This is a genomic window from Helicobacter pylori, from assembly GCF_003636935.1.
Classification (GTDB): Bacteria; Campylobacterota; Campylobacteria; order Campylobacterales; family Helicobacteraceae; genus Helicobacter; species Helicobacter pylori_CH.
The window spans coordinates 1-22,636 of the sequence record NZ_MVVH01000017.1; the positions used below are offsets into that span (position 1 = coordinate 1).

Sequence of the window (22,636 nt, forward strand, 5' to 3'; positions counted from 1 at the left end):
ATTATAATCTCAACAAAAAAATCATACCATTAAGATTAGGGAGAGTTTAGTGAGGCAAGAAAAGTATTTTTTGACTTCTTCTTTATCGCTTTTATCGTTTTTATTGTGTCCTGTAGAAGCTTTTGATTATCGGTTTAGTGGTCGTGTGGAGAATTTTTCTAAGATTGGTTTTAACAATTCTCAAATCAATACTAAAAAAGGGATTTATCCTACTGAAAGTTTTATAGATATTGTAACTTTAGCGCAAGTCAAAGTCAATTTACTCCCTAAAGGCACTGAAAATCATAGGCTCTCTGTCTCTTTGGGCGGAGCGATTGCAGCTATTCCTTACGATAAGACTAAGTATTATATTAACCAGGCTAACGGGAAGATTTTTGGCTCTATTGTGGAGAATTTCATTGGGGGCTATCATGGATACTTTTTTAACAAGTATCTTGGCCCTGCTTATGCGGGGACTTCTCAATCAGCGAGCTATCATGCAAGGCCTTATGTGGTGGATACCGCTTTTTTACAATACGATTACAAAGATGTTTTTGGGTTTAAGGCGGGGCGTTATGAAGCGAATATTGATTTTATGAGCGGATCGAATCAGGGGTGGGAAGTGTATTATCAGCCCTATAAGACTAAAACGCAAAGGTTAAGGTTTTGGTGGTGGAGTTCTTTTGGGAGAGGTTTAGCGTTCAACTCTTGGATTTATGAGTTTTTTGCGACAGTGCCTTATTTGAAAAAGGGAGGCAACCCTAGTAACAGCAACGATTTCATCAATTATGGTTGGCATGGGATCACCACGACTTATTCTTATAAAGGTTTAGACGCTCAATTTTTTTATTACTTTGCGCCTAAGACTTATAACGCTCCCGGTTTTAAACTAGTCTATGACACGAATAGGAATTTTGAAAATGTGGGCTTTCGCTCTCAAAGCATGATCATGACAACCTTTCCTTTATACTATAGGGGGTGGTATAACCCAGAGACAAACACTTATAGTTTAGAAGACAGCACGCCTCATGGCTCGTTGTTAGGGAGGAATGGCGTTACTTTAAATATCCGCCAGGTTTTTTGGTGGGATAATTTCAATTGGTCCATTGGCTTTTATAACACCTTTGGCAATTCAGACGCTTTTTTAGGCTCTCACACGATGCCAAGGGGTAATAACACTTCCTATATCGGTAGTGAAATCTCCATAACGACCAGGCATGCCGGAATGATTGGTTATGATTTTTGGGATAATACGGCTTATGATGGGCTGGCTGATGCGATCACTAACGCGAACACTTTCACTTTTTACACTTCTGTTGGAGGGATCCATAAGCGTTTTGCATGGCATGTTTTTGGGCGCGTCTCTCATGCGAATAAGAATGCGTTAGGGCAAGTGGGGAGGGCTAATGAATATTCCGTGCAATTCAATGCGAGCTATGCGTTCACTGAATCGGTTCTTCTTAACTTTAGGATCACTTATTATGGGGCTAGGATCAATAAAGGGTATCAAGCAGGGTATTTTGGAGCACCCAAGTTCAATAACCCCGATGGCGATTTTAGCGCGAATTACCAAGACAGAAGTTACATGATGACCAACCTCACGCTGAAGTTTTGATTTTAATCAAGTGGTAGCGTTAAGATTACTACTAAAACTATCGCTATAAAAATAATTTTCATGGTGGTGTCTCCTAACGGAGTGTCGTCCGCTTGCATTTTCCCAACCCATTTATTGTTTTTACTTTGCTCCAATTGAGCATGATGATAAAAAATGTTTTTAGTATTTTTTACAATCAATACTAAAGACTTTGTGCAAGCAAGCGAGAGTTTTTTTAAAAGCGCTTCCTAGAGGTTAGGGGATTTAGTTTTTGGGGTTGTGGGGAGGTTTCAAACCTTATCCCCTTAAAAAATGAGTTTTACTATAAAATTTTAGAATGATAAAACAAAGTTTTAAACCATAGAAATCCTAAACGCCTTTAGCGTTTGATCACTCTGCCATTAAAATATAAAAGAGCTTGCGCAAGCAAATTTTTTAAGCGTTATTAGTAGGGGGGTTAATCTCAACATTTAATAAATGTTTTGGGTTGTTTTTCTAAGTATAAAAATTTTGAAGCGCTAAAGCTTTTTAAAAGTTTTTAATGAAGCGTTTTAAAATCTCAATAAGCCTTGAATGTTAAGCTTTTTGTGAGTGGTAGCTTTTAATCAAGCGTTCTTAGGGGGGTTAATCCCATTATTTGATTATTGGATAAGGGTTTTAGGTTGTTTTTAAAGTGGGGGTTAAAGAGTTTAATCAAAGACTAATCGCAACAAGTTAAAAACACTCCAAGGTGCAATTTTAAAATAAACATAATAAAAGAGCTTGCACAAACAAATTTTTTAAGCGTTATTAGGGGGTAATTTTTGATAAGGGTTTAGGTTGTTTTTAAAGTAGGGGTTAGAAGGGTTCAATCAAAGCCTATAAAAGGCCTTGAGCTTTTTTAGAAGGCGTAGCCATAGACCCAATACACGCTATAAGGGCGGAAGTATTTCACTTCAGCACCACCAGCTTTATAGTAAGTGTTGTAAATCGTAGGGATTTGCACACCGATTTCTATAGAATGCTGGTTGTGGCTTTTTAGGTCTTTTTTCAAGATACCAAAGTTCATGCGTAAGCCCAAGTCAAACAAGAATTGGAATTTCGTGGCGGTAGGCCTGTTCGCAAGCTGAGGGCTGTTTCTTAGCGTGCTGATATAAGTGTCCCCTGCGAGTTGGATCCCCCCAAAGAAGCCCGCATTAAGACTCCTACTGCCAAAAGAGCGGCTAAACACATTGTAAAGCACATCAGTCCCCACCCCATAAGTGAGCAGATTGACTTGATTGTAAGTGGGGCCATTACCCACGCCCGCACCATTATAGCTGAAGAAGCCGTAGTAGCGTAAGCCCACATTCTTGTTTTCCCCGAAGAATTGCTTGTAACCGATTTTAGTGATAAACCCGTTAAACGCATTCACTTGAGAGCTGTTACCAGCAGCGAAATTCCCAAGCCATGGGTTAGCTTTAAGCTCGTTATTCAAAGCGGTAACTTTAGCCAAAGTGTTTGTGGCGTTGTTTAACAGCTGGGTAGAACGCGCTTGATCAATATTCCCGCCATAGCTCACTTGATAGCCTGTTGAATTGCTGATGTTAGCGTTGTTGGCTAGCGTTAAAGCGTTTTGAGAATTACTGACGATGTTTTGCACCAAGCTAGTGAATTCCTTAGCGCTCAAATCATTCCCAGCGTTAGCGGAGTTGAAGACATGTTGCGCTAAAGCGGCATCCAAAAACGCTACAGCAGCCCCGCTATCACCGCTTGGCCCCATAGTGATTGAAGCTTGCTTCAGGACATAAGCGATTTGTTGGGCGGTAACCCCATTCCCATAAGCTTGATTGGTGTGGTTTTGAAAAATCCCACCCGCTTGGTTATTGGCGTTTAAGAAGGAGTTCATGTAAGTCAAATAAACGCTAGCGGTGTTAAGCTCACTGAGTTGGTTGGAGAGATTAGTGCTCGTGGTGTTGTTGTTGCCTTGAAAGATGTTCTTGCTGATGTTTTGACTCAAAGTTTTGATAGAGCTAACCATTTCGTTATAAAGAGCCAGGTTACCTTGGAAACAAGGGCTATTGCTAGTAGTAGCGGCTGTGGTCGCACCACTAGAGGCTGTGCCGTTACTATTGCATTGAGTGATACTGCTAGTGTTCAAAGTGGGATACAAATCAATCAAATTGCCCAATTGGTTCATAAAGAGGTTGCCCAAAGTCCCGGCAACATTGCCTCCTGTGCCTGCAACATTAATGTTGGTGTTGTTTGTCGTATTAGAGTTTAACAAGCCGGCTAATTCTTCGGCCTTGATCTTACCCGGGTTTTTCACTTGTTGGACCACCTGACCTAATTCATACCCAAAGGTCATAAAGCCCCCATCTTCTTCAGCGCCCAATGGATTGAAACTCAAGCTTAACGCTAGGCTTAAAGGGGCTAAGAATCTTACTTTTTGAGATTGTGTCATTAAATTTTCCTTAATCATTTTGAATGGCTTTAAATTTTGTTTCATGTTTGTCTCTTCCCCCCTTTCTTAGAATGAATACCCATAAGACCAATAAACGCTATAAGGACGAAAATACTTCACGGTAGTCCCTGCGGATTTGTAATAAGTGTTATAAATCGTAGGCACCACCACGCCAAATTCCACCGTGTGCTGGTTGTGGCGGTTGGATTTCCCGTCCAACTTACCGAAGTTCATGCGCATACCGAAGTCAAAGAGAAACTGGAAATGCGTGTTATTGATTTTGCCATGCAATTTCACATTGGGGTCATCTCTGAGCGTGGATTGGACGGTCTCACCGGCTAATTGGATACCGCTAAAAAAGCCCATATCCACAGAGCGGTTTTGATAGGAGCGGCTAAAGATATTATACAACACATCAGTCCCCACCCCATAAGTGTATAACCCTACGCTATTTTGAGTGGATCTAAAGCCCACGCTCGCTCCGTTATAAGAAAAGAAACCATAATAGCGCAAACCGATATTCCTTTTCTTCCCGAAGAATTGCTTATAGCCTATTTTGGTGTAAAACCCGTTTAAAATATTCGTTGAACGGCTGTTCCCGGCTCTGAATTGAGGCAAGTAAGGCATGCTTCTCACCTGATTGTTGAGCGCAGTGATTTTATTCAAAGTTACTTGCGCGTTGTAAAGAGCGTTAGGGAGCTGACTGGCGCGCGTGTTCACAGCGTTAGCTTGGTTGGTATTTATCCCAGCGCTATTAACCGCGCTCCCGCTAATGGTGTTTTTAGTGAGCTCGTTATAAACCGCTTGAGATTGATCAATAATGCCTTGCACCAAACCTGTAAAAGCGGCTGAATTGAATTCCTTATTCCCAATGTTAGCGGCTACAGCGGAGTTGAAAGCTTCTAAGAGCAATTCATCTTGCTTGAGCAAGTTCGCTGCGTTATTGAGAATGTCTTGTTGACCTTTAAGGTATTGGATAGCTTGTGTGGAGTAAGTTTCACCATTTGAACCAGTCGCACCACTTGTACCACCAGTACTTCCATTATTCTTACTCATTGACTCTAAAGCGTTGTTCATCGCGTTAAAAAACACATTCCCAGCGTTCAAGTAGGTGAGCTGTTGTTGCATGTTGGGGAAATTGGTGTTCGTGCCGTAGTTAGTCTGGCTGCCGATCGTGCTTAAAATCCTATCAGTCAAGCTAGGGAGCCAGTAATAACCCGCAGCGGTGCAAGCGCTTTGAGTGTTAATAGAGCTGCCACCAGCTGTCCCTGCAGCCGCGCAAGTCCCACTGCCTACCGCACCCTGTAAAAGAGCGTTCGCAGACACATCGTTACCATTGAGTTTTTGGGGATAAGCTCCCAAAAGCGAATAAAGGTATTGGGAGAAAGCGTTACTCAACGCCCCTGCGACATTGCCTCCGGTGTTGTTGTTTAAAATGTTGTTCGTAACATCAGCGTTAAGCTCTCTGGCGAGTTCGTCGCTTTTAGCGCCGCCTGGGTTTTGGACATCTTGCATGACTTGCCCGAGCTGATAACCGACGGTGAAAAACCCTCCATCATCTTCGGCATAACTTATGCTAGCACAAAGGGCTAGACTAAGAAACAGCGTTCTATTTTTCTTTATCATAATTTTCCTTATCAATGGGATGCTCCTTGATTGAGTTTAAATCGGGATTTAGTTACATCAAAGCTTGCAAATAGTGTTTAGTAATACAAATTATTAGATGTAATTGTGATATTTTCACATAATAAAATTTAAACTAACCTTAAAAATCCCCTTACAAACCCCTTATCAAGGAAATAAAGTTACAACAACCAGAGCGCTTTTTACAAAAAAAAAAAACGGGATTTCATAGGGGGATTAGCCTTAAATTTTTGGGGTTTTAAAAAACGCTTTTTGGCATTCTTTGGTTTTTTAATGTAAAATCACGCCAACGCAAATAGTAATTTCTAGGTTTCTCTTTTGTTGTGAAAATTTGGAGCATGTTAGGGTCTAATAGTGGGTGGTTACCCCGAAAGGAGATAACCAACTATGAGATTATTATTAGTAATCATAGTTTTAATGGTTACCACAACGCCATTATACTAAAATTTTGGCTCTAGCGCAAGCTTAAAATCTATGGTTGCTAGTGTTTTTTTGTATATTTCTTACATCTCATGAGAATCCCATTATAATACTCATTAAACAAACAATACAAAAACCAATTTTATTTTGAATCAGGTTTCAAAAGCCCCGCTTCATACAAAAACACCGAAGGCTTATGCTCTTTCGGTTTGGCGTTTTCCCTCAATTCGTTTTTAGCATAAGAAAGCCATAAATTTTCCTTAGCCCTTGTGATAGCGACATAAAAAAGCCGCCGCTCTTCTTCAATGCCCCCACCGGTATTCATGAGCTTGTGGTTAGGGAAACGCCCCTCCATTAAATCTATAATATAAACATCTTTAAATTCCAAGCCTTTAGAAGCATGCACGCTCAATAGATTCACGCCCTCGCCTTGCGTGGCTTCACTAGATCCTATTAAAGTGCCGTTTAAAAAACGCCCTAAATTTTGGTAATTTTTCGCCAAAGAACTCAGCAAGTCCATTTTTTCATTGAAGCGTTTTTGCGCTTGGAGTTTTTTAAATTCGTTATAAGAGCCGTCCTTATTTTTGGAGCGCTCTTTTAAAAGGCGTGTTTTAAAGGTTTGAAAAAACGCGCTTTCTAGAATGTGTTTGATTAAAGCGCTAGGGGAATGGGTAGGGGCTTTGGTATAGAGAATGAAAAAATCGCTGAGCGTTTTAGCCCCATTGAGTGAGATTTTAGGGTGCATCAACACCGGGTGCGAATGAAACGCCTTATCTATCACGCTATTAAATCTTGAGCTGTTTTCTAGGGCAAAAATTTCTTCAAAAAGCCCCATAGAGGTGATTTCTTTTTTCTTCGTGTAAATTTTGGCTTCTTGATTGGGCTGAATTAAAGCTGATTTGAGATCGCCATTGCCTAAAAGCATTAAGGCTTCATGAATGTCTTTGGCGGTGTTAGAGCCAATATCGCTGATATAGCTTAAAATGTGAATCGCTGCCATAATGTCTTTAGGGTTAAAGATTAGCGCGCAAATATCTAACGCTAACGCCACTTCTTTGGATTCAAAAAAGCTCGCGCTCCCTTTTCGTTTGCTTGGCACGTTGTGGGATCTTAAAGCGGCTTCTAATTGATCCGCGCTCGCGTTATTCCTAAAAATCACTGCCACTTCTTTAAAACCTTTTCGCATGACAATGCGTTTAGCGATGTCTTGGCATTGCGCGATATTGTCGTTGTAATTTAAAAGCGTGGGTTTATTGAATTTCCCTGATTTCACCACCTCTAAATTTTTAGGGTAAATGCGCTCGTTGCGCTGTATCACTTGATTAGCGAGATCTAAAATCTCTTTAGAAGAGCGGTAGTTTTTGGTGAGCGTGAAAACCTGGGCGTTTTTGTATTTTTGAGTGAAATTAGAAATGATAGAAATATCCGCCCCGTTAAAAGCGTAAATGCTCTGATCGTAATCGCCCACGCAAAACAAACTGGGAGGGTTGATAGCGTCTAAAATGGATTCTTGTAAGGGGTTAGTGTCTTGAAATTCATCGCAAAGCACTTCTTTATAAGGGCTGGGTCTTTCTAGCATCGCTTTTTTAAACAGCAGCAGCAAGTCGTTATAGTCAATATAATTGTGCTTTTTTTTGGTGTTTTCAAATTCTTCTAAAACGTTTTCATAAAGGGCAACGTATGGTGCGTGTTCAGGGTTTTTAGTAGAAAGCCATGCGCTAAAATCTTCTTGTTTTAGAGCGTTGGTGTAAAGAGAATAGAGGGCGTATAAATGCTGTGAAGTGTAGGGCTTTTTATCGTCATCTATGGCGTTTTTAGTATCCACAATGCTTTCTAAAAGTTTTCTCAATTCTTTAGGTTGCTTTAGGCTTAAATTGGGGTAATGCTCTTTTAAATAGCGATACGCCACCGCATGGAAAGTACCCGCTTCAATTTTGGAGCTTGATTTAAAATATTTAGCCACCCTGGCGATCATTTCATTACTCGCTTTATTAGTGAAAGTCAAAAGCAAGATTTCTTCAGGCTTGATGCCGTTATCAAGCAGGTGTAAAATGCGCCCCACAATCGTAGAAGTCTTTCCTGTGCCGGCGCTTGCAATGATTAAATTATGCCCTTTTGAAGCCTTGACCGCTTTTAGTTGCTCAGGGTTTAATTGCAAAGTTTCTAACAAGTTTTATCCTAGATTTAAAAAGTCTTTAGGCAAAAGAGCGTTTTCTAAAGAGCGTTGCGAAAACAAAAAACGCCCATCGCACACAAAGCCTAATTCCTGCCAGTTGATAGCGTTGAGTTTGTCGCAGAGGTTTTGTAAATCTAAGTTTTGGTTATAAGGGAATAGCGCTAAAATAGAGCCGTCATAATTAGGGCATTGGTGGATGAAAAAAGGGTTTTTTTGGCGCGTTTTGGCGTTGACATAAATGCGTTTTTTAGGGGATATGTGATGCATTCTCCCCCATTCAAACCAATTATTTTCATTGAATTTTTTAATCTTTCTTTGCATCAAGCTGTCTTTATGCTGGAGTAAATAATCATTAGGTTTATTGACAAAAACCATTTTTTCTAAAACATTGGTTCTTTTCGTGATTGAGGTGACAAATTCTAAATTCCCATGCTTTTCGTTTTTAAAAATCTTATCGCACCCGCTCACTGCCCCCACCTTAACCTTAAAAACCTCGCTTAATTTTTGCGTGTAAGATTGGTTGAGGAAATACAAAATGCCTTTTTTGCACAAAAATTGCAAACCATCGTTGGTGATTCTACTGAAATTGCCCTTACAAAAACGAAAAATCACGCAATTAGGCATGGCGTTTGGGAAAATTTTTTGATCGCCCAGTTCAAAAAAATGCGTTATCGTGCCTTCTTTGTGAATCCATTCGTTTAATTTCACGCTAGAAGTGGATTTTAAAAAATCCCTTGGGGTGATGAAAACCAATTCGCCTTGAGGTTTTAAATGCTTGATCGCTTTTTCTATGAAAAACAAGTAGAGATTGCTTCTTTCATCAAAAAGGCTGTAATGGAGTTTTTCTTTGGTGCTTGGCGCAATATCCTTGTGCTTGACATAGGGCGGATTGCCGATAATCGTGTCAAATTGGTTTTCTAAAGGGTAGTCAAAAAAGTCCATGCAAAGGGCATTTTTAGGGCAGATTTTAGGATCGATTTCAATCCCTACAGCCTTTTTTAAACGCTTTAAAAAACTCCCATCGCCCGCGCTTGGCTCTAAAACGCTCCCATGATTGTGTTTGAGAGTGAGCATGAAATCCACTATATTGTTAGGGGTGAAAACCTGCCCTAAAGTTTTAATGTCTAAATTAGTCAAAAAATTCTCCAAAAAAATCTTTGAACGCTAAATAAATATTAGCCCTTAGAGTTACACTTTTGGCTAAAGCGCTTAAGATGAAGTTTTTACTTTCTGTAAAGTTTCTTTGAACGATTTCTCTGTTGTTATCCCACTTGCATTGAAAGGGCAAGTTATTGGGTTGGAGGGTTTGAATACCTTTTAAGGAATTGATAAAAATATCTTTAGGATCGTTTTTGTTGATAATCAAAAAATAATAATCTCTATTGGTGTTTTTGCCTAAGTCTTTATGCAGTTTTTGAAAGTATTTTTCCCATGCGATTTCGTTATTAAATTCCGGTAATAAGCCGCACAACGCGTAATAAATCCCTAATTTACAATTAAGATTGTCAGCGGTTTTTGTGGTGGTGGTTTTAATATTAACAGGATAAAAAATATCGTTTTCTTCAAAACTAAAATCCCACCACTCTCTGGCTTTTGGTAGTTGGATAGGAAAATAATCCTTAATGGTGTTTAAAATTTCTTCTTCATTGACCGATGAATTCAATCGCCCATCCTGTAAGGGTTGAGACAAATGACAAGGGTTTGTTTTTAAAAATTCTTCATTAAGCCGTGTGGGTATCATTAAATATCCTTATTGAAAAGGGTATTTTACCACACTCCTTATTTTAGCCCCTTATTTTTTCAAGCTGATGGCTTCTTTAATCATGTCATCGCCCGCGCCAAAGGCTCTAGCGTTCATAGAATAGCCTCTTTGCATTAAAATGAGATTGGTTAGGGCGTTCCCGGCATTCACGTTGCTCGTTTCTAAATATTTATGCCTGATTTTCCCAAATTTGAGCTTGCCCTCTTCGTCCCACCCTAAAATGGGGTTACCGCTTAGGGGTCTGTTTTCGCCATTAATGGTGCCTTCTTGCATTTCATAGACATTACCGCCGATTTTCCTCAAGCCTTGATCGTTAGTGAAAGCTAAAATACCGATGCGAGCGACCGGCTCCACCACCCCATTACTAAAGGCTAGAGAAATCACGCCATTTTCTTCAATGCGCATGTCTCTAAAAATGCCCCTAGGCTTGCCGTCTTGACTCGCTTCTAAGAGTTTAGAGTCTTGGTAAGACAAATCGCTAGAATCATGGTTTTCGCTCTTATCTAAAGAATAGGTGAGCTTATTACCCTTAAAATCCAAAGTCATGGGGGCGGATTTCATTTTGTGCGTGGCTGAATCAAAGCCGACAATTTCCCAAGTGGGCTCATTGATAGGGGTTTTGTTTTTGGGATCCACGATGTAGCTTTTCACTTCCCAAGTTTGGTTTTTCCTTTTACTCGTGGGGCTTGATGCGGGATCGTTGGAATTGGTCATGTAATATTCGCTTTGGAGCAAGTATTTATCCCCGGCTTTATCATAAATATCCACTTCTGTGCTGTAATAAGGGATTTTAATCGCTACTGAATCCCTACTAATGCCCTTTTTCAATTCCATTTGATTCGCATTTAAGCCCAATTTATCCGCAATGCCCCCACTCAAGCTAAAGGTGATAGGCGTTTCGCTAGGATTAGCGATCTCTAATAAAAGGGGGGGGCTTTTGGCGTCTTTTTCGCTTTTGATGAGGTTTAAGTCTAGCCCGGTTTTTTCTTTAAGGAGTTTTTGTAAATCGCCTAAAGTTTTGAATTGGTTTTCGCCTTTTTCAGCGTCCCCATAAGTGAAAACAAAATCCTCTTTTTTGCCGTCTTCTTTTTGGATACTGATGTTTAATTTACGATTAGTGATCGCGTCTATTGGCTCGTTATCGTCATTCGCTAAAGCGTTAATATCCTGGTTTAAAAAACGCTCTTTAATGATCTCGCCCTTATCGTTTAAGAAAAAATCTTGCACGCCCTTTAAATGGTCTTTAGGGTTTAAATTCACGCTGATATTCACTTTCGTGCTAAGCACCGGCTGGTAAGTCAAATCTTGGGGGATTTGTAAGGGCGAAAGGGTGTTGCCATGCAATTTTTCAATGTCTTCATCTCTAGCGGTGGAATTGAGCGTGCCGTCTTTGATTTTTTTCAAATCAATGCCATAGACATAATAGCCCTCAGGGGTTACCAAATAGCCATCAGCGTCTCGTGCGAAATTGCCGGCGCGCGTGAGAAAATTATCCTGTTTTTTGCTAAAGCCGTCTTTATTAATGGTCATTTCCCCATTTTTATTGGGCCCTATCACAAACCAACCCTTGCCTTGATACGCCATATGAAATTCCCCCTCACTAGGCATGTATTCCCCATCTTTATTAGAAAGGACATTGCCTGAGCCTGTAACGCCGTAATTTCGGTCATTAGCCACAACGGATTTGGCGTTCAAAGCGTCTAAATGCGAAGAAAATAGGGTCTTAAACTCCGGTTCATTAGAGCGATAACCTAAAGTATTGACATTGGCGATATTGTTTGAAAGGCTGTCAATGCCAAACTGGTGGGTCTTAATCCCGCTGTAAGCGTTTAATAAGGTGTCGTTCATGCGGTCTCTTTAGGGGGGGTTTGGGGCTTTTGTGGTTTCTGTTCAGAGATTTTCTGTTCAAGCGGTTTTTGTTCAGAGAGTTTTTGATCAATCGGTTTTTGATCCGGTTGATAAAACTCTATCGCGCTGTCTATGGGTAAAATCATTTCGCCCATTCTTAACATGGGCTTGCCTTTATCAAAAATCACGCTTTCCACTTCGCCCCTACCAATGCGCGTTTGCAAATACTGCTTGCTTTGGGAGTCTAAATTGTATTCAGCCTTGATTTTGTAATTGCCTTTAGGGACTTTTTCGCCCTTTTCGTTTGTGCCGTCCCATTCAAAATTGATATACCCCTTTTGCCCGTTATAATCTTTTAAAGAAATCGTTTTGACTAATTCATTGTTTTCGTTTAGGATTTGAATCGCTGGCACTCCTTTAGAAGCGTCAATTTTTTCATCAAAAAAGAGCGAAAAAGAAAGCTTATTGTTGCCATCAAAATTCGCCCCGCTCACATCGGTTTCAGCGATTTTGCCTATCATGCTCACAGAATTAAGCGCTGTTACTTCCCTTAAAGCGTTATTAGCCTTTAGGCTATCGTCCATGCCCTTATTCAAGTTTTCCATGGTGTCTTTTAAAGCGCCTTGAAAGTCTTTTAAAGATTCGTTAGTTTCTTTATTGGATTTCATGGCACTAGCGACTTCTTGCATGGTTTTTTTATTTTCTTCTTGCATTTCCACTTGCGTGAGTTGCGCGGTTTGGGTGATGATTTTATCCGTTTCCATAGGAGCGGTGGGGTCTTGATTTTTCAATTGCTCTAAAAAGAGTTTCATGAAAGCGTTTTTATCCAACCCATTAGCGATGGTGGGCTGCTCTTTTTTCCTTTCTTGCGCGGCTTTAGCTCCTGTAACTTCTGCTAAATCAATGGCCATGATCTCTTCCTTATTAAAGATGTTTTATTATAGAGCAAACTCGCTTAAAATCACGCATAAAGAGTGATTTGCATGCTCGTTTCTTGGTTTTCATGGTCTGTATTCTCTTGGTAGCTTTTTAGGGCGTTTTCTTTTAAAGGGGTTAATTCCTGTTCTTTGAATGGCTCTCTTAATGGCTCTTTGGGTTGCTCTTTGGAAGAATCTTGCGAAAAGCTCAAATCCACCCCTTCAAAACCTAAAGCGTTCAGGCTGTTTTTAAGATCTTGTTGGTTGTCTAAAAAGGTTTGCAAGCTGTTGTTATGAGAGATCACGCTCACTTTAAGGTTTTTACCCACTTTTTGAATAATCACTTCAACCTTGCCCAATTCCTTAGGGAACAAATCCATAGAGATCCTACTCATGGGGGGTTTGTATTCTTGGATTTCTTGTTTTAATTGTTGGGTGAAATGCTTGATCGTCTCTTTAGGGGCAATGCTTTTATTGTCGCTTGTCTTATCGCTAGCTTGGGTGTTTTGCGTGCTTTGAGTGCTGCTATTAGTTTCTTTGGTTTTTTCTTTATTTTCGCTTATTTCTTGAGTTTTTTCTTCTTTTTCTAGGGGCGTTGGAGCGCTATCGTTAGGGGGAGGGTTAGCTCCTATTAAAGGCATTAAAGGAGGCGTTTTAAGAGGGATTTTAGGGGCATTTTCTGGCGTTACGCTTGGGGCTGTAGTTTGAGTTTTAGTTTGGGTTTTTTCTGACTTTTTTTTAGAAAGCGTTTTATCCCTTTTAATGGCGTTCATTTGTAAAGCTTCCTTTAAAGGGGGCGTTTTTTTTTCATTATTTTGGGGGTTTGCGTGTTCTTTATTGGACGATTCTTTTTTTTCTAAAGATTGCAAAACGCTAGAAAGGTTGGCGGTGTTTTTAGCGTCGTTCTTTATAGTTGTGGGGTTGGTGGTGGGGTTTTTGGGCGTTGTTTTCAAAGTAAGATGATCGCTTGCATTTAAGGGGGTTTTATTTTCTGGGGTCGTGGCCGCTTGAATGTTGCTGGCGTTTAAGTCATGTTTTTGGCTGAGCGTTTGAATGTCTTTAAGGGTTTTTGGCTCTTTTTTAGTGTCAGTAGGGGCTGTGGGGTTTTTGATAGCGTTATTAGCGTGATTAGGGGTTATAGGGTTTTTATTAGGCAAGTTTGTTTGATGAGCGTTAGAGATAACTTCGTTAGGCTTTTTTTCATTCTTGTTTAAAGTTTCGTTAGGGGTTTTGGGGTTAGTTTCATTAGCCTCATGGGTTTCATGTTGAGTCTCATGTGGGGCTGTTGTTTTTTGGTGGTTGAGTAAATCTTTTAGGGTAGGGGCTTGTTGGTTTTTAGCGATCCCTTTAGGAGTTTGAACATGTGGGGTAGGGGTTTTTTCAAGCGCTTTAGCGTCCTCTTTAGCGTCTTTGGGCGTGTCTTTTAAAGCGTTAGGATTTGGCGATTCTTTAGGGGCGGTTTTGTCTTTAGAGATCTTTTGGTTTAAGATCTTACTGAAATCCTTTGACGCGCTTTTAGGGGCGTTTTTGGTGTCTTTAACTTCATTTTTCGCTCCGCCATTTAAAGCGTTTGCGTTGGTGTGAATGGGATTAACAAGAGATGGCATGGTTATCCTTTAAAACAACTCTTTTATTTTACATGGTGGGAGTTAAGCAAAAAGAGTTCCTTAAGACGCGTGATCAAATCTAAAAATGCTAAAGGTGTTTTTTAAAACGAAAAACCCCATTTTTTAAAAATAAAAGTTGTCGTTATTCGCACTGAATGAGAACAGAGGTTTTAAAAACTATGGTTTCGTTTAGGTTTAATTAAATTTTGCTACAATTAAATAAAAACGATGATTTTATGGAGATTTGCATGCAAAGTTTGTGGATTTACCCAGAAAATACCGAAGTTTTAGGGGCTGCTTGTAAGAGTCTTTTAAAAGCATTGAAGTCTCGTTATCAAAAAATCGCCTTGTTTTCGCCCATTAGTGGGGAGTGCGAGGGCTTGAACTCTTTAGGATTTCATAGTGCCATAGACAAACAAAAGGCTTTAGAGCTTGTAAGCACCGCTCAAGAAGAGTTACTATTTGAAACGATTCTCAAACGCTATGATGAATTACAGACCACGCATGATTTTGTCATTAATTTGGGGTATGCGCCGAAGTTTTTCTTAAACGCTCTTTTAGACTTAAACACCACTTTAGCCAAGCATCTAAACGCTCCTGTGGTGGCTGTCGCGCAAACGAGTTTGGAATATTTGAAAGCCATGCATTCTCACGCTATCCAAAAAGAAGCCCCTTTCGCTGTAGGGTTATTTGCGGGCGAAATGCCTGAAAAACCACATTTTTTAAGCGCGTCTCTTTGTAAGCAACAATGCACATTAGAAGCGGATCTGATAGAAAGCGTGTTGCAAATAAAAAGCAAGATTATTACCCCTTTAGCCTTTCAAGGGAGTTTGGAAAAAAAGGCTAAAAGACAGATTAAAAAAGTGGTTTTACCAGAGAGCGAAGATGAAAGGATTTTGAAAGCTGCGCATCGTTTGAACGCTATGGGCGCGGTGGGATTGATTTTATTGGGCGATAAAGAAGCCATTAACTCCCAAGCGAAAAATTTGAACTTGAATTTAGACAATGTAGAAATCATTAATCCCAACACTTCTCATTATAGAGAAGAATTCGCTAAAAGCTTGTATGAATTGCGAAAATCAAAGGGATTGAGTGAGCAAGAAGCCGAGCGATTAGCGTTGGATAAGACTTATTTTGCGACCATGCTCGTGCATTCAGGCTACGCGCATGCCATGGTTTCTGGGGTCAATCACACCACGGCTGACACTATTAGACCCGCTTTACAAATCATCAAAACCAAACCCGGCGTGAGCTTGGTTTCAAGCGTGTTTTTAATGTGTTTGGACACTCAAGTGCTAGTTTTTGGGGATTGTGCGATTATCCCTAACCCTAGCCCTAAAGAATTAGCTGAGATCGCTACCACTTCCGCGCAAACCGCGAAGCAATTCAATATTGCGCCTAAAGTGGCCTTGCTTTCTTATGCGACAGGCAATTCTGCTCAAGGCGAAATGATAGACAAAATCAACGAGGCCCTAACAATCGCTCAAAAATTAGATCCCCAATTAGAAATTGATGGCCCTTTACAATTTGACGCTTCCATTGACAAAAGCGTAGCGAAGAAAAAGATGCCTAACAGCCAAGTGGCCGGGCAAGCTAGCGTTTTTATTTTCCCGGATTTAAACGCCGGAAACATCGCTTATAAAGCGGTGCAACGGAGCGCTAAAGCCGTGGCGATAGGGCCTATCTTACAAGGCTTGAACAAGCCCATTAACGATTTAAGTAGGGGCGCTTTAGTGGAAGATATTGTTAACACCGTTTTGATTAGCGCCATTCAAGCGCAAGATTAATTGATTAGGAGAAATGATGGAAATTTTAGTTTTGAATCTGGGTAGTTCTTCTATTAAGTTTAAATTGTTTGACATGAAAGAAAACAAGCCCTTAGCGAGCGGTTTGGCTGAAAAAATCGGCGAAGAAATAGGGCAGTTGAAAATCAAATCGCATTTGCACCATAACAATCAAGAATTAAAAGAAAAGCTTGTGATTAAAGATCATGCGAGCGGGCTTTTAATGATTCGTGAGAATTTAACGAAAATGGGGATCATCAAAGATTTCAACCAAATTGACGCTATAGGGCATCGTGTGGTTCAAGGGGGGGATAAATTCCATGCCCCGGTCTTAGTGGATGAAAAAGTGATGCAAGAAATTGGCAATCTTTCTATTTTAGCCCCCTTACACAACCCGGCGAATTTAGCCGGTATTGAGTTTGTCCAAAAAGCGCACCCCCATATCCCTCAAATCGCTGTTTTTGACACCGCATTCCATGCCACTATGCCCAGTTACGCTTACATGTATGCGTTACCTTATGAATTGTATGAAAAGTATCAAATCCGGCGCTATGGTTTCCATGGGACTTCACACCATTATGTGGCTAAAGAAGCGGCGAAGTTTTTGAATATCCCTTATGAGGAATTTAACGCGATCAGTTTGCATTTAGGGAACGGCTCAAGCGCAGCCGCCATTCAAAATGGCAAGAGCGTGGACACTTCTATGGGGCTAACCCCTTTAGAGGGCTTGATTATGGGCACAAGGTGTGGGGATATTGACCCCACTGTGGTGGAATACATCGCGCAATGCGCAAATAAGAGCTTAGAAGAAGTGATGAAGATTTTAAATCATGAAAGCGGTTTGAAAGGCATTTGTGGGGATAATGACGCCAGAAACATAGAAGCCAGAAAGGAAGAAGGCGATAAAGAAGCCAAACTCGCTTTTGAAATGTGTGCTTATCGCATTAAAAAGTATATCGGGGCTTACATGGTAGTCTTAAAAAAAGTAGATGCGATCCTCTTTACAGGGGGATTAGGGGAAAACTACTCCGCTTTAAGAGAGAGTGTGTGCGAGGGCTTAGAAAATTTAGGTATTGTTTTGAATAAAACCATTAATAACGAGCCAGGAAGTGGGTTAGTGGATTTAAGCCAGCCTGATTCTAAAGTCCAGATTTTACGAATCCCCACTGATGAAGAACTAGAAATCGCTTTACAAGCCAAAGAAATGGTAGAAAAAATAAAGGTCGTTTAATGAAAATAGTTAATTTTTTAGAGGGCGTTCATTTTGAAAAACTCCACATTGAAGTGCTGAATGAAAATTCTTCCCATAAAGAAATCCGCATTTGCATGCCCAAGGGAGCTGTCATGGACAAACACAAGGCCCCGGGAGCTATCAGCGTGCAGGTTTTAGAGGGCAAAATCGTTTTTGAAGTGGGAGATGAAAAAATAGAAATGCCAAAGGGAGCGTTAATCAGCCTAGAAGCTCAAGTTTCGCATCGTTTGGACGCTTTAGAAAATAGCGTTATAAGGCTATCTTTAAGTAAAAAATAAGGAAATCAAATGATGAAAGCCGTTTTTATCAATGTTTGGTATTTGCTTTTAACCATCATTTTATTAATCATCATATGGAGGATCATTAAATTAGTGTTAAAAGATAAAAACGACAGCGACGATAAGGGGTTAGGGTAAAGCATGTTTTTTGATCTAAAAAGATGAGCCAAGAAGATAAAAGAAGTTGTTAAATCATAGTCGTTTAATTAAGCACGCTACAATACGAAAATTTTAAAAGAAAGGAATAAGCATGAGCGAGCAACGAAAAGAATCTTTACAAAATAACCCTAATTTGAGTAAAAAAGATGTCAAAATCGTAGAAAAGATTTTGAGTAAGAACGACATTAAAGCCGCTGAAATGAAAGAACGCTACCTCAAAGAAGGGCTGTATGTGTTAAACTTCATGAGCTCTCCTGGCAGCGGTAAAACCACGATGCTAGAAAATCTAGCGGATTTTAAAGACTTCAAGTTTTGCGTGGTAGAGGGCGATTTGCAAACCAACAGAGATGCGGACAGATTGCGTAAAAAAGGCGTGAGCGCGCACCAGATCACCACCGGTGAAGCATGCCATTTGGAAGCGAGCATGATTGAGGGGGCGTTTGATTTATTAAAAGATGAGGGAGCGTTAGAAAAAAGCGATTTTTTAATCATTGAAAACGTGGGGAATCTGGTTTGCCCCTCAAGCTATAATCTAGGGGCAGCGATGAATATCGTTTTACTCTCCGTCCCAGAGGGCGATGATAAGGTGCTAAAATACCCTACGATGTTTATGTGCGCGGATGCGGTCATTATCAGTAAAGCGGATATGATTGAGGTGTTTAATTTCAGGGTTTCTCAAGTCAAAGAAGACATGCAAAAATTAAAGCCTGAAGCGCCCATTTTTTTAATGAGCTCCAAAGATCCTAAAAGCTTGGAAGATTTTAAAAATTTCCTTTTAGAAAAAAAGCGTGAAAATTACCAATCCACGCATTCGTTTTAATGTGTTTAGCAATCCCCTCTAAAGTCATAGCCATTAACGATAATGTGGCTATCTTGGAGACTTTGGGCGTTCAAAGAGAAGCGAGCTTGGATTTAATGGGCGAGTCCGTTAAAGTGGGCGATTATGTGTTGTTGCACATCGGCTATGTGATGAGCAAGATTGATGAAAAAGAAGCCCTAGAGTCCATTGAGCTTTACCAAGAAATGATCGCCAAAATGAACGAAACGCAATAAAAACAATGAGCGTTGATCACCTCATTTCGCCCTTTAGAGACAAGCGAACCCTTTTAGCACTCTCTAATGAAATCAAAAAGCTCGCTTCCAAACTCACAAAAAAGTTAGTCATCATGGAAGTGTGTGGAGGGCATACGCATTCTATCATGAAATACGGGCTTTTAGATTTGATGCCCAACAATTTAGAGTTTGTGCATGGGCCGGGCTGCCCGGTATGTGTGATGCCAAGAGCGCGTCTTGATGAAGCTTATGAACTCGCTAGCATGAAAGATAGCATTGTTTTGAGTTTAGGGGATATGATGAGAGTCCCCGGGAGCTATGGGAGTTTGATACAAGCCAGAGAAAAGGGGTTAGATGCGCGCTTTTTGTATTCGCCCATGCAAGTTTTAGAGATCGCTAAAGAAAACCCGCATAAAAAAGTCATTTACATTGCGATCGGTTTTGAAACCACCACGCCCATGACGGCGAGCGTTTTACTGAACGCCCAAAAAGAAAAAATCCACAACCTTTTTTTCCACATTAACCACATTCTAGTGCCTCCAAGCGTGAGCGCGATTTTAGAAGATCCAGCATGCCAGATCAACGCTCTTTTAGCCCCTAGCCATGTGAGCGTGATCAGCGGCGCTCAAATTTATGCCCCTTTAGTGGATCGCTTTCAACTCCCCATTATTGTGAGCGGTTTTGAGCCGGTGGATATATTAGAAAGCGTGCTGATGCTCATCAAACAAGCCTTAAACAAAGAAGCCAAGCTAGAAATCCAATACAAAAGAGCGGTGAGCTATGAAGGGAATGTGAAAGCGCAAGAATTGGTCAATGCTTGCATGGAAGTTAGGGAAAATTTTGAATGGAGAGGGTTAGGGAATATCAAACATTCCGCTCTCAAACTCAAAGAAGCGTTCGCTTCTTATGACGCTGAAAAAGTCTTTAAAGCATGCTTAAGCCACAAGATCGTAAAAGAAAACAAAGCATGCAAGTGCGGAGAGATTTTAAAAGGCATCGCTAAGCCCCCAGACTGCTCATTATTCGCTACAACTTGCACCCCACAAAACCCGATCGGCAGTTGCATGGTCAGCTCTGAGGGGGCTTGCGCGGCGTATTATCGTTACAAGCGCGTTTGAGCTTTAAAAATTGCTTTTTAGTGAAATCGCTCAAACCTTCGCAATTGACATTGATGCTAACCGGTTTTTTAGGGGGTTTTTCTTTTTTGACAACCGGTTTTTGGTAAGGCCTTTTCTTAACGCTCGCTTGGATTATTTTAAAATCAAAAGGGTAATTTAGGGCTTTTAGGATTTTTTTTGTTTCTAAAAAATGCGTTTTTAAATTCTTGGTGTAATAGTCTTCCTCTATTTTAAAAGCTTTCAAGAAACTTGGGTGCGTGAAATAGATTTTTAGGATTTGGTGTTCAATTTTGGCGTATCTAAACCCAATCTTTAAATCCCCTAAAATTCCAGCGACATAATGATTAATCACCTCTCTTCGCTTGAGCTGGAGTTTGAGATTTTTAAACGCAGACATTTGGCCGATCTTTTTAAACAGCAAAAAGGTTTCTTTCTTTTTCAAATAGCGTTTATAAATAAGAGGGTCAAATCCATTTTCCATGATGAAATTATAGCGTTTTAGCTTGACTTTTTTAAAAAGCTTTTGTATAATGTTTCTTTTATTGTTGTTGGGGTGTCGCCAAGCGGTAAGGCACCAGGTTTTGGTCCTGGCATTCCGAGGTTCGAATCCTTGCACCCCAGCCATTTTTTTCCTTTATTAGCGTGTCGCGGAGTAGAGCAGTCCGGTAGCTCGTTGGGCTCATAACCCAAAGGTCAGTGGTTCAAATCCATTCTCCGCAACCAATCTTCATTAAATACCCCCCTATCCCCTTAAAAAAAAGAATTTCAAATTAAAAAAATGAATTTCAAATTAAAAAAATGAATTTCAAATTAAAAAAATGAATTTCAAATTAAGAAAATGAATTTCAAATTAAGAAAATGAATTTCAAATTAAGAAAATGAGTTTCAAATTAAAAAAAAGAATTTCAAATTAAAAAAATGAATTTCAAATTAAGAAAATGAATTTCAAATTAAGAAAACGAGTTTCAAATTTAAGAAAATGAATTTCCCTTAAGACACCAACTTAAGAAAAAGCTTAACCATCGTTTTACCACCAAACGAAACAAAAAGCGTCAAAAGTAAAAAAATGACAAAATTTTTCAAAAATGACAAAAAAAAAAAAAAAACGCTTTATGCTATAATACTCCAAATACATTCCAATGCAAATGCATTCTACATGCAAATGTATTAATGTATGAAATCCCTAATACTAAATCCAATTCAATCCAAAAAGGAGAAAACATGAAAAAACACATCCTTTCATTAACTTTAGGCTCGCTTTTAGTTTCCACTTTGAGCGCTGAAGACGACGGCTTTTACATGAGTGCGGGCTATCAAATCGGTGAGGCCGCTCAAATGGTAACAAACACCAAAGGCATCCAAGAGCTTTCAGACAATTATGAAAAGCTGAACAATCTTTTGACCCGATACAGCACCCTAAACACCCTGATCAAATTGTCCGCTGACCCGAGCGCTGTCAGTGGCGCGATCAACAATTTGAACGCGGGCGCGACGGGTTTGCTCAAAGAAAAAACCAATTCCCCAGCCTATCAAGCCGTCTCTTTGGCACTCAATGCGGCGGTAGGCTTGTGGAATACCATCGGCTATGCGGTCATGTGTGGGAACGGGAACGGCACAGGGGGGGGGCCTGGCAGCGTGGTCTTTAATGGCCAACCAGGACAGAACTCCACGAGCATTGATTGCAACCGCTTTAATGCGATTGGTGTTGGTGGATCCATGTCTATTGATGAATTCAAGAAACTCAATGAAGCCTATCAAATCATCCAACAAGCTTTAAAAGAAGGGAGTGGGTTTCCTGAGTTAGGCGGGAATGGCACAGATGTAAGAGTTACATATGAATACAAATGCATACAAAATAGTAATGGTAGCAATATTAATGGCGGTGTGAACCAGTTCTGCCAAGCTAAAAATGGCAGTAGTGGTAACGGCAGTAGCACGCAAACGACTACTCAAAACGGCGCAACGATCACTACCGTCAAGTTTAATATCACCAATGACGCTCAAGAGCTGTTAAATCAAGCGGCAAACATCATGCAAGTCCTTAACACCCAATGCCCTCTCGTGCGATCTAGGAATAATGCAGACGCTGTGGGTGATGGCAGCCCATGGGGTTTAAACATATCCGGGGACGCGTGCAAAATCTTCCAACAGGAATTTAGCGCCGTTACTAGCATGATTAAAGACGCCCAAGAAATCGTTGCGCAAAGCAAGATCGCTAACACTAACCAACAAGCAGAAATAGCTAACCCCAGTAACTTCAACCCTTTCACAGACGTTGGATTTGCCAAAGACATGCTCAAAAACGCGCAAGCCCAAGCGAGTATGTTCAATTTAGCTGAGCAAGTGAAAAAAAATTTGGAAGTCATGCAAAACAACGATAATGTTAATGCGAAGTTATCAGGATTTGGGGAAGGAATGACCAATTTTGTTAGCGCTTTTTTGGCAAGTTGCAGAGCAGATGGCACATTACCTAATGCTGGGGTTACTTCTAACACTTGGGGAGCCGGTTGCGCCTATGTGGGAGAGACGATAACCGCTTTAAACAACAGCATCGCGCATTTTGGCACTGAAGCAGAGCAAATACAACAAGCCGAAAACATCGCTGACACTCTAGTGAATTTCA

17 protein-coding genes, 2 tRNA genes and 1 pseudogene are annotated in these 22,636 nt (G+C 40.3%); 11 read left to right on the top strand and 9 right to left on the bottom strand.

The window, feature by feature from the left end:
- Nucleotides 1–49: 49 nt before the first annotated feature.
- Nucleotides 50–1,594: an outer membrane beta-barrel protein HofG gene (hofG, locus tag EAL87_RS07440; protein ID WP_120914122.1), complete on the top strand. Its 1,545-nt coding sequence runs from the start codon at nt 50–52 to the stop codon at nt 1,592–1,594.
- A gap of 859 nt (nt 1,595–2,453) precedes the next feature.
- Here hofG and alpB read toward each other — a convergent pair.
- The 8 genes from alpB to fliK form a co-directional block, all read right to left on the bottom strand.
- Nucleotides 2,454–4,040 carry a Hop family adhesin AlpB gene (gene alpB, locus EAL87_RS07445; protein ID WP_120914124.1) on the bottom strand — a complete coding sequence of 529 codons (1,587 nt, stop codon included), beginning with the start codon at nt 4,038–4,040 and terminating at the stop codon, nt 2,454–2,456.
- Nucleotides 4,041–4,061: 21 nt separating this feature from the next.
- Nucleotides 4,062–5,621 carry a Hop family adhesin AlpA gene (alpA, locus tag EAL87_RS07450; protein WP_120914126.1) on the bottom strand — a complete coding sequence of 520 codons (1,560 nt, stop codon included), beginning with the start codon at nt 5,619–5,621 and terminating at the stop codon, nt 4,062–4,064.
- 580 nt (nt 5,622–6,201) lie between these two features.
- Nucleotides 6,202–8,229: an ATP-dependent helicase gene (locus tag EAL87_RS07455; protein ID WP_120914128.1), complete on the bottom strand. Its 2,028-nt coding sequence runs from the start codon at nt 8,227–8,229 to the stop codon at nt 6,202–6,204.
- 3 nt (nt 8,230–8,232) lie between these two features.
- Nucleotides 8,233–9,384 (bottom strand): Eco57I restriction-modification methylase domain-containing protein, encoded by a 1,152-nt coding sequence (locus EAL87_RS07460; protein WP_162972701.1) that lies wholly within the window; start codon nt 9,382–9,384, stop codon nt 8,233–8,235.
- Nucleotides 9,365–9,976 carry a restriction endonuclease gene (locus tag EAL87_RS07465; protein ID WP_120914130.1) on the bottom strand — a complete coding sequence of 204 codons (612 nt, stop codon included), beginning with the start codon at nt 9,974–9,976 and terminating at the stop codon, nt 9,365–9,367. The genes EAL87_RS07460 and EAL87_RS07465 overlap by 20 nt, the downstream gene beginning before the upstream one ends.
- Before the next feature lie 51 nt (nt 9,977–10,027).
- On the bottom strand, nt 10,028–11,845 hold the full coding sequence (locus EAL87_RS07470; protein WP_120914132.1) for a flagellar hook protein FlgE: 1,818 nt from the start codon (nt 11,843–11,845) through the stop codon (nt 10,028–10,030).
- Nucleotides 11,842–12,756, bottom strand: coding sequence for a flagellar hook assembly protein FlgD (gene flgD / locus EAL87_RS07475; RefSeq protein WP_120914134.1), 915 nt, complete (start codon nt 12,754–12,756; stop codon nt 11,842–11,844). The genes EAL87_RS07470 and flgD overlap by 4 nt, the downstream gene beginning before the upstream one ends.
- 50 nt (nt 12,757–12,806) lie before the next feature.
- Nucleotides 12,807–14,369 (bottom strand): flagellar hook-length control protein FliK, encoded by a 1,563-nt coding sequence (gene fliK / locus EAL87_RS07480; protein ID WP_120914136.1) that lies wholly within the window; start codon nt 14,367–14,369, stop codon nt 12,807–12,809.
- A 248-nt stretch (nt 14,370–14,617) separates the two neighbouring features.
- On the opposite strand from fliK, the gene pta reads away from it, so the two are divergent.
- From pta to hypD, 7 genes are all read left to right on the top strand, one after another.
- Nucleotides 14,618–16,156 carry a phosphate acetyltransferase gene (gene pta, locus EAL87_RS07485; RefSeq protein ID WP_120914147.1) on the top strand — a complete coding sequence of 513 codons (1,539 nt, stop codon included), beginning with the start codon at nt 14,618–14,620 and terminating at the stop codon, nt 16,154–16,156.
- A 16-nt stretch (nt 16,157–16,172) separates the two neighbouring features.
- Entirely contained in the window at nt 16,173–17,384 is a 1,212-nt protein-coding gene (locus EAL87_RS07490) for an acetate kinase (RefSeq protein WP_120914138.1), read from the top strand.
- Nucleotides 17,384–17,683: a cupin domain-containing protein gene (locus tag EAL87_RS07495; protein ID WP_120914140.1), complete on the top strand. Its 300-nt coding sequence runs from the start codon at nt 17,384–17,386 to the stop codon at nt 17,681–17,683. Before EAL87_RS07490 ends, EAL87_RS07495 begins: the two co-directional genes overlap by 1 nt.
- 9 nt (nt 17,684–17,692) lie before the next feature.
- Complete coding sequence (locus EAL87_RS08365; RefSeq protein WP_000973846.1) at nt 17,693–17,821, top strand: hypothetical protein; 129 nt, start codon at nt 17,693–17,695, stop codon at nt 17,819–17,821.
- 112 nt (nt 17,822–17,933) lie between these two features.
- On the top strand, nt 17,934–18,662 hold the full coding sequence (gene hypB / locus EAL87_RS07505; RefSeq protein ID WP_000003589.1) for a hydrogenase nickel incorporation protein HypB: 729 nt from the start codon (nt 17,934–17,936) through the stop codon (nt 18,660–18,662).
- Nucleotides 18,662–18,895, top strand: a complete 234-nt coding sequence (locus EAL87_RS07510; RefSeq protein WP_000335445.1) for a HypC/HybG/HupF family hydrogenase formation chaperone — start codon at nt 18,662–18,664, stop codon at nt 18,893–18,895. Before hypB ends, EAL87_RS07510 begins: the two co-directional genes overlap by 1 nt.
- 5 nt (nt 18,896–18,900) lie before the next feature.
- Complete coding sequence (gene hypD / locus EAL87_RS07515) at nt 18,901–20,013, top strand: hydrogenase formation protein HypD (protein ID WP_120914142.1); 1,113 nt, start codon at nt 18,901–18,903, stop codon at nt 20,011–20,013.
- On the opposite strand, the pseudogene EAL87_RS07520 reads toward hypD, so the two are convergent.
- Nucleotides 19,964–20,607, bottom strand: a pseudogene (locus EAL87_RS07520) (hypothetical protein). The gene hypD and the pseudogene EAL87_RS07520 overlap by 50 nt on opposite strands.
- On the opposite strand from EAL87_RS07520, the gene EAL87_RS07525 reads away from it, so the two are divergent.
- The 3 genes from EAL87_RS07525 to EAL87_RS07540 form a co-directional block, all read left to right on the top strand.
- Nucleotides 20,563–20,637 (top strand) — tRNA-Gln (locus tag EAL87_RS07525). The pseudogene EAL87_RS07520 and the gene EAL87_RS07525 overlap by 45 nt on opposite strands.
- Before the next feature lie 22 nt (nt 20,638–20,659).
- Nucleotides 20,660–20,736, top strand: a tRNA-Met gene (locus EAL87_RS07530).
- 498 nt (nt 20,737–21,234) lie between these two features.
- A partial coding sequence (locus EAL87_RS07540) for a SabA family sialic acid-binding adhesin (protein ID WP_341457625.1) occupies nt 21,235–22,636 on the top strand: 1,402 nt, incomplete at its 3' end.

Excerpts from the sequence above, each read along its gene's own strand:
- flgD (WP_120914134.1), bottom strand. The coding sequence starts at position 12,756 with ATGGCCATTGATTTAGCAGAAGTTACAGGAGCTAAAGCCGCGCAAGAA.
- EAL87_RS07470 (WP_120914132.1), bottom strand. The coding sequence starts at position 11,845 with ATGAACGACACCTTATTAAACGCTTACAGCGGGATTAAGACCCACCAG.
- EAL87_RS07465 (WP_120914130.1), bottom strand. The coding sequence starts at position 9,976 with ATGATACCCACACGGCTTAATGAAGAATTTTTAAAAACAAACCCTTGT.
- pta (WP_120914147.1), top strand. The coding sequence starts at position 14,618 with ATGCAAAGTTTGTGGATTTACCCAGAAAATACCGAAGTTTTAGGGGCT.
- EAL87_RS07490 (WP_120914138.1), top strand. The coding sequence starts at position 16,173 with ATGGAAATTTTAGTTTTGAATCTGGGTAGTTCTTCTATTAAGTTTAAA.
- hypB (WP_000003589.1), top strand. The coding sequence starts at position 17,934 with ATGAGCGAGCAACGAAAAGAATCTTTACAAAATAACCCTAATTTGAGT.
- EAL87_RS08365 (WP_000973846.1), top strand. The coding sequence starts at position 17,693 with ATGATGAAAGCCGTTTTTATCAATGTTTGGTATTTGCTTTTAACCATC.
- hypD (WP_120914142.1), top strand. The coding sequence starts at position 18,901 with ATGAGCGTTGATCACCTCATTTCGCCCTTTAGAGACAAGCGAACCCTT.
- fliK (WP_120914136.1), bottom strand. The coding sequence starts at position 14,369 with ATGCCATCTCTTGTTAATCCCATTCACACCAACGCAAACGCTTTAAAT.
- EAL87_RS07510 (WP_000335445.1), top strand. The coding sequence starts at position 18,662 with ATGTGTTTAGCAATCCCCTCTAAAGTCATAGCCATTAACGATAATGTG.
- alpA (WP_120914126.1), bottom strand. The coding sequence starts at position 5,621 with ATGATAAAGAAAAATAGAACGCTGTTTCTTAGTCTAGCCCTTTGTGCT.
- EAL87_RS07495 (WP_120914140.1), top strand. The coding sequence starts at position 17,384 with ATGAAAATAGTTAATTTTTTAGAGGGCGTTCATTTTGAAAAACTCCAC.
- alpB (WP_120914124.1), bottom strand. The coding sequence starts at position 4,040 with ATGAAACAAAATTTAAAGCCATTCAAAATGATTAAGGAAAATTTAATG.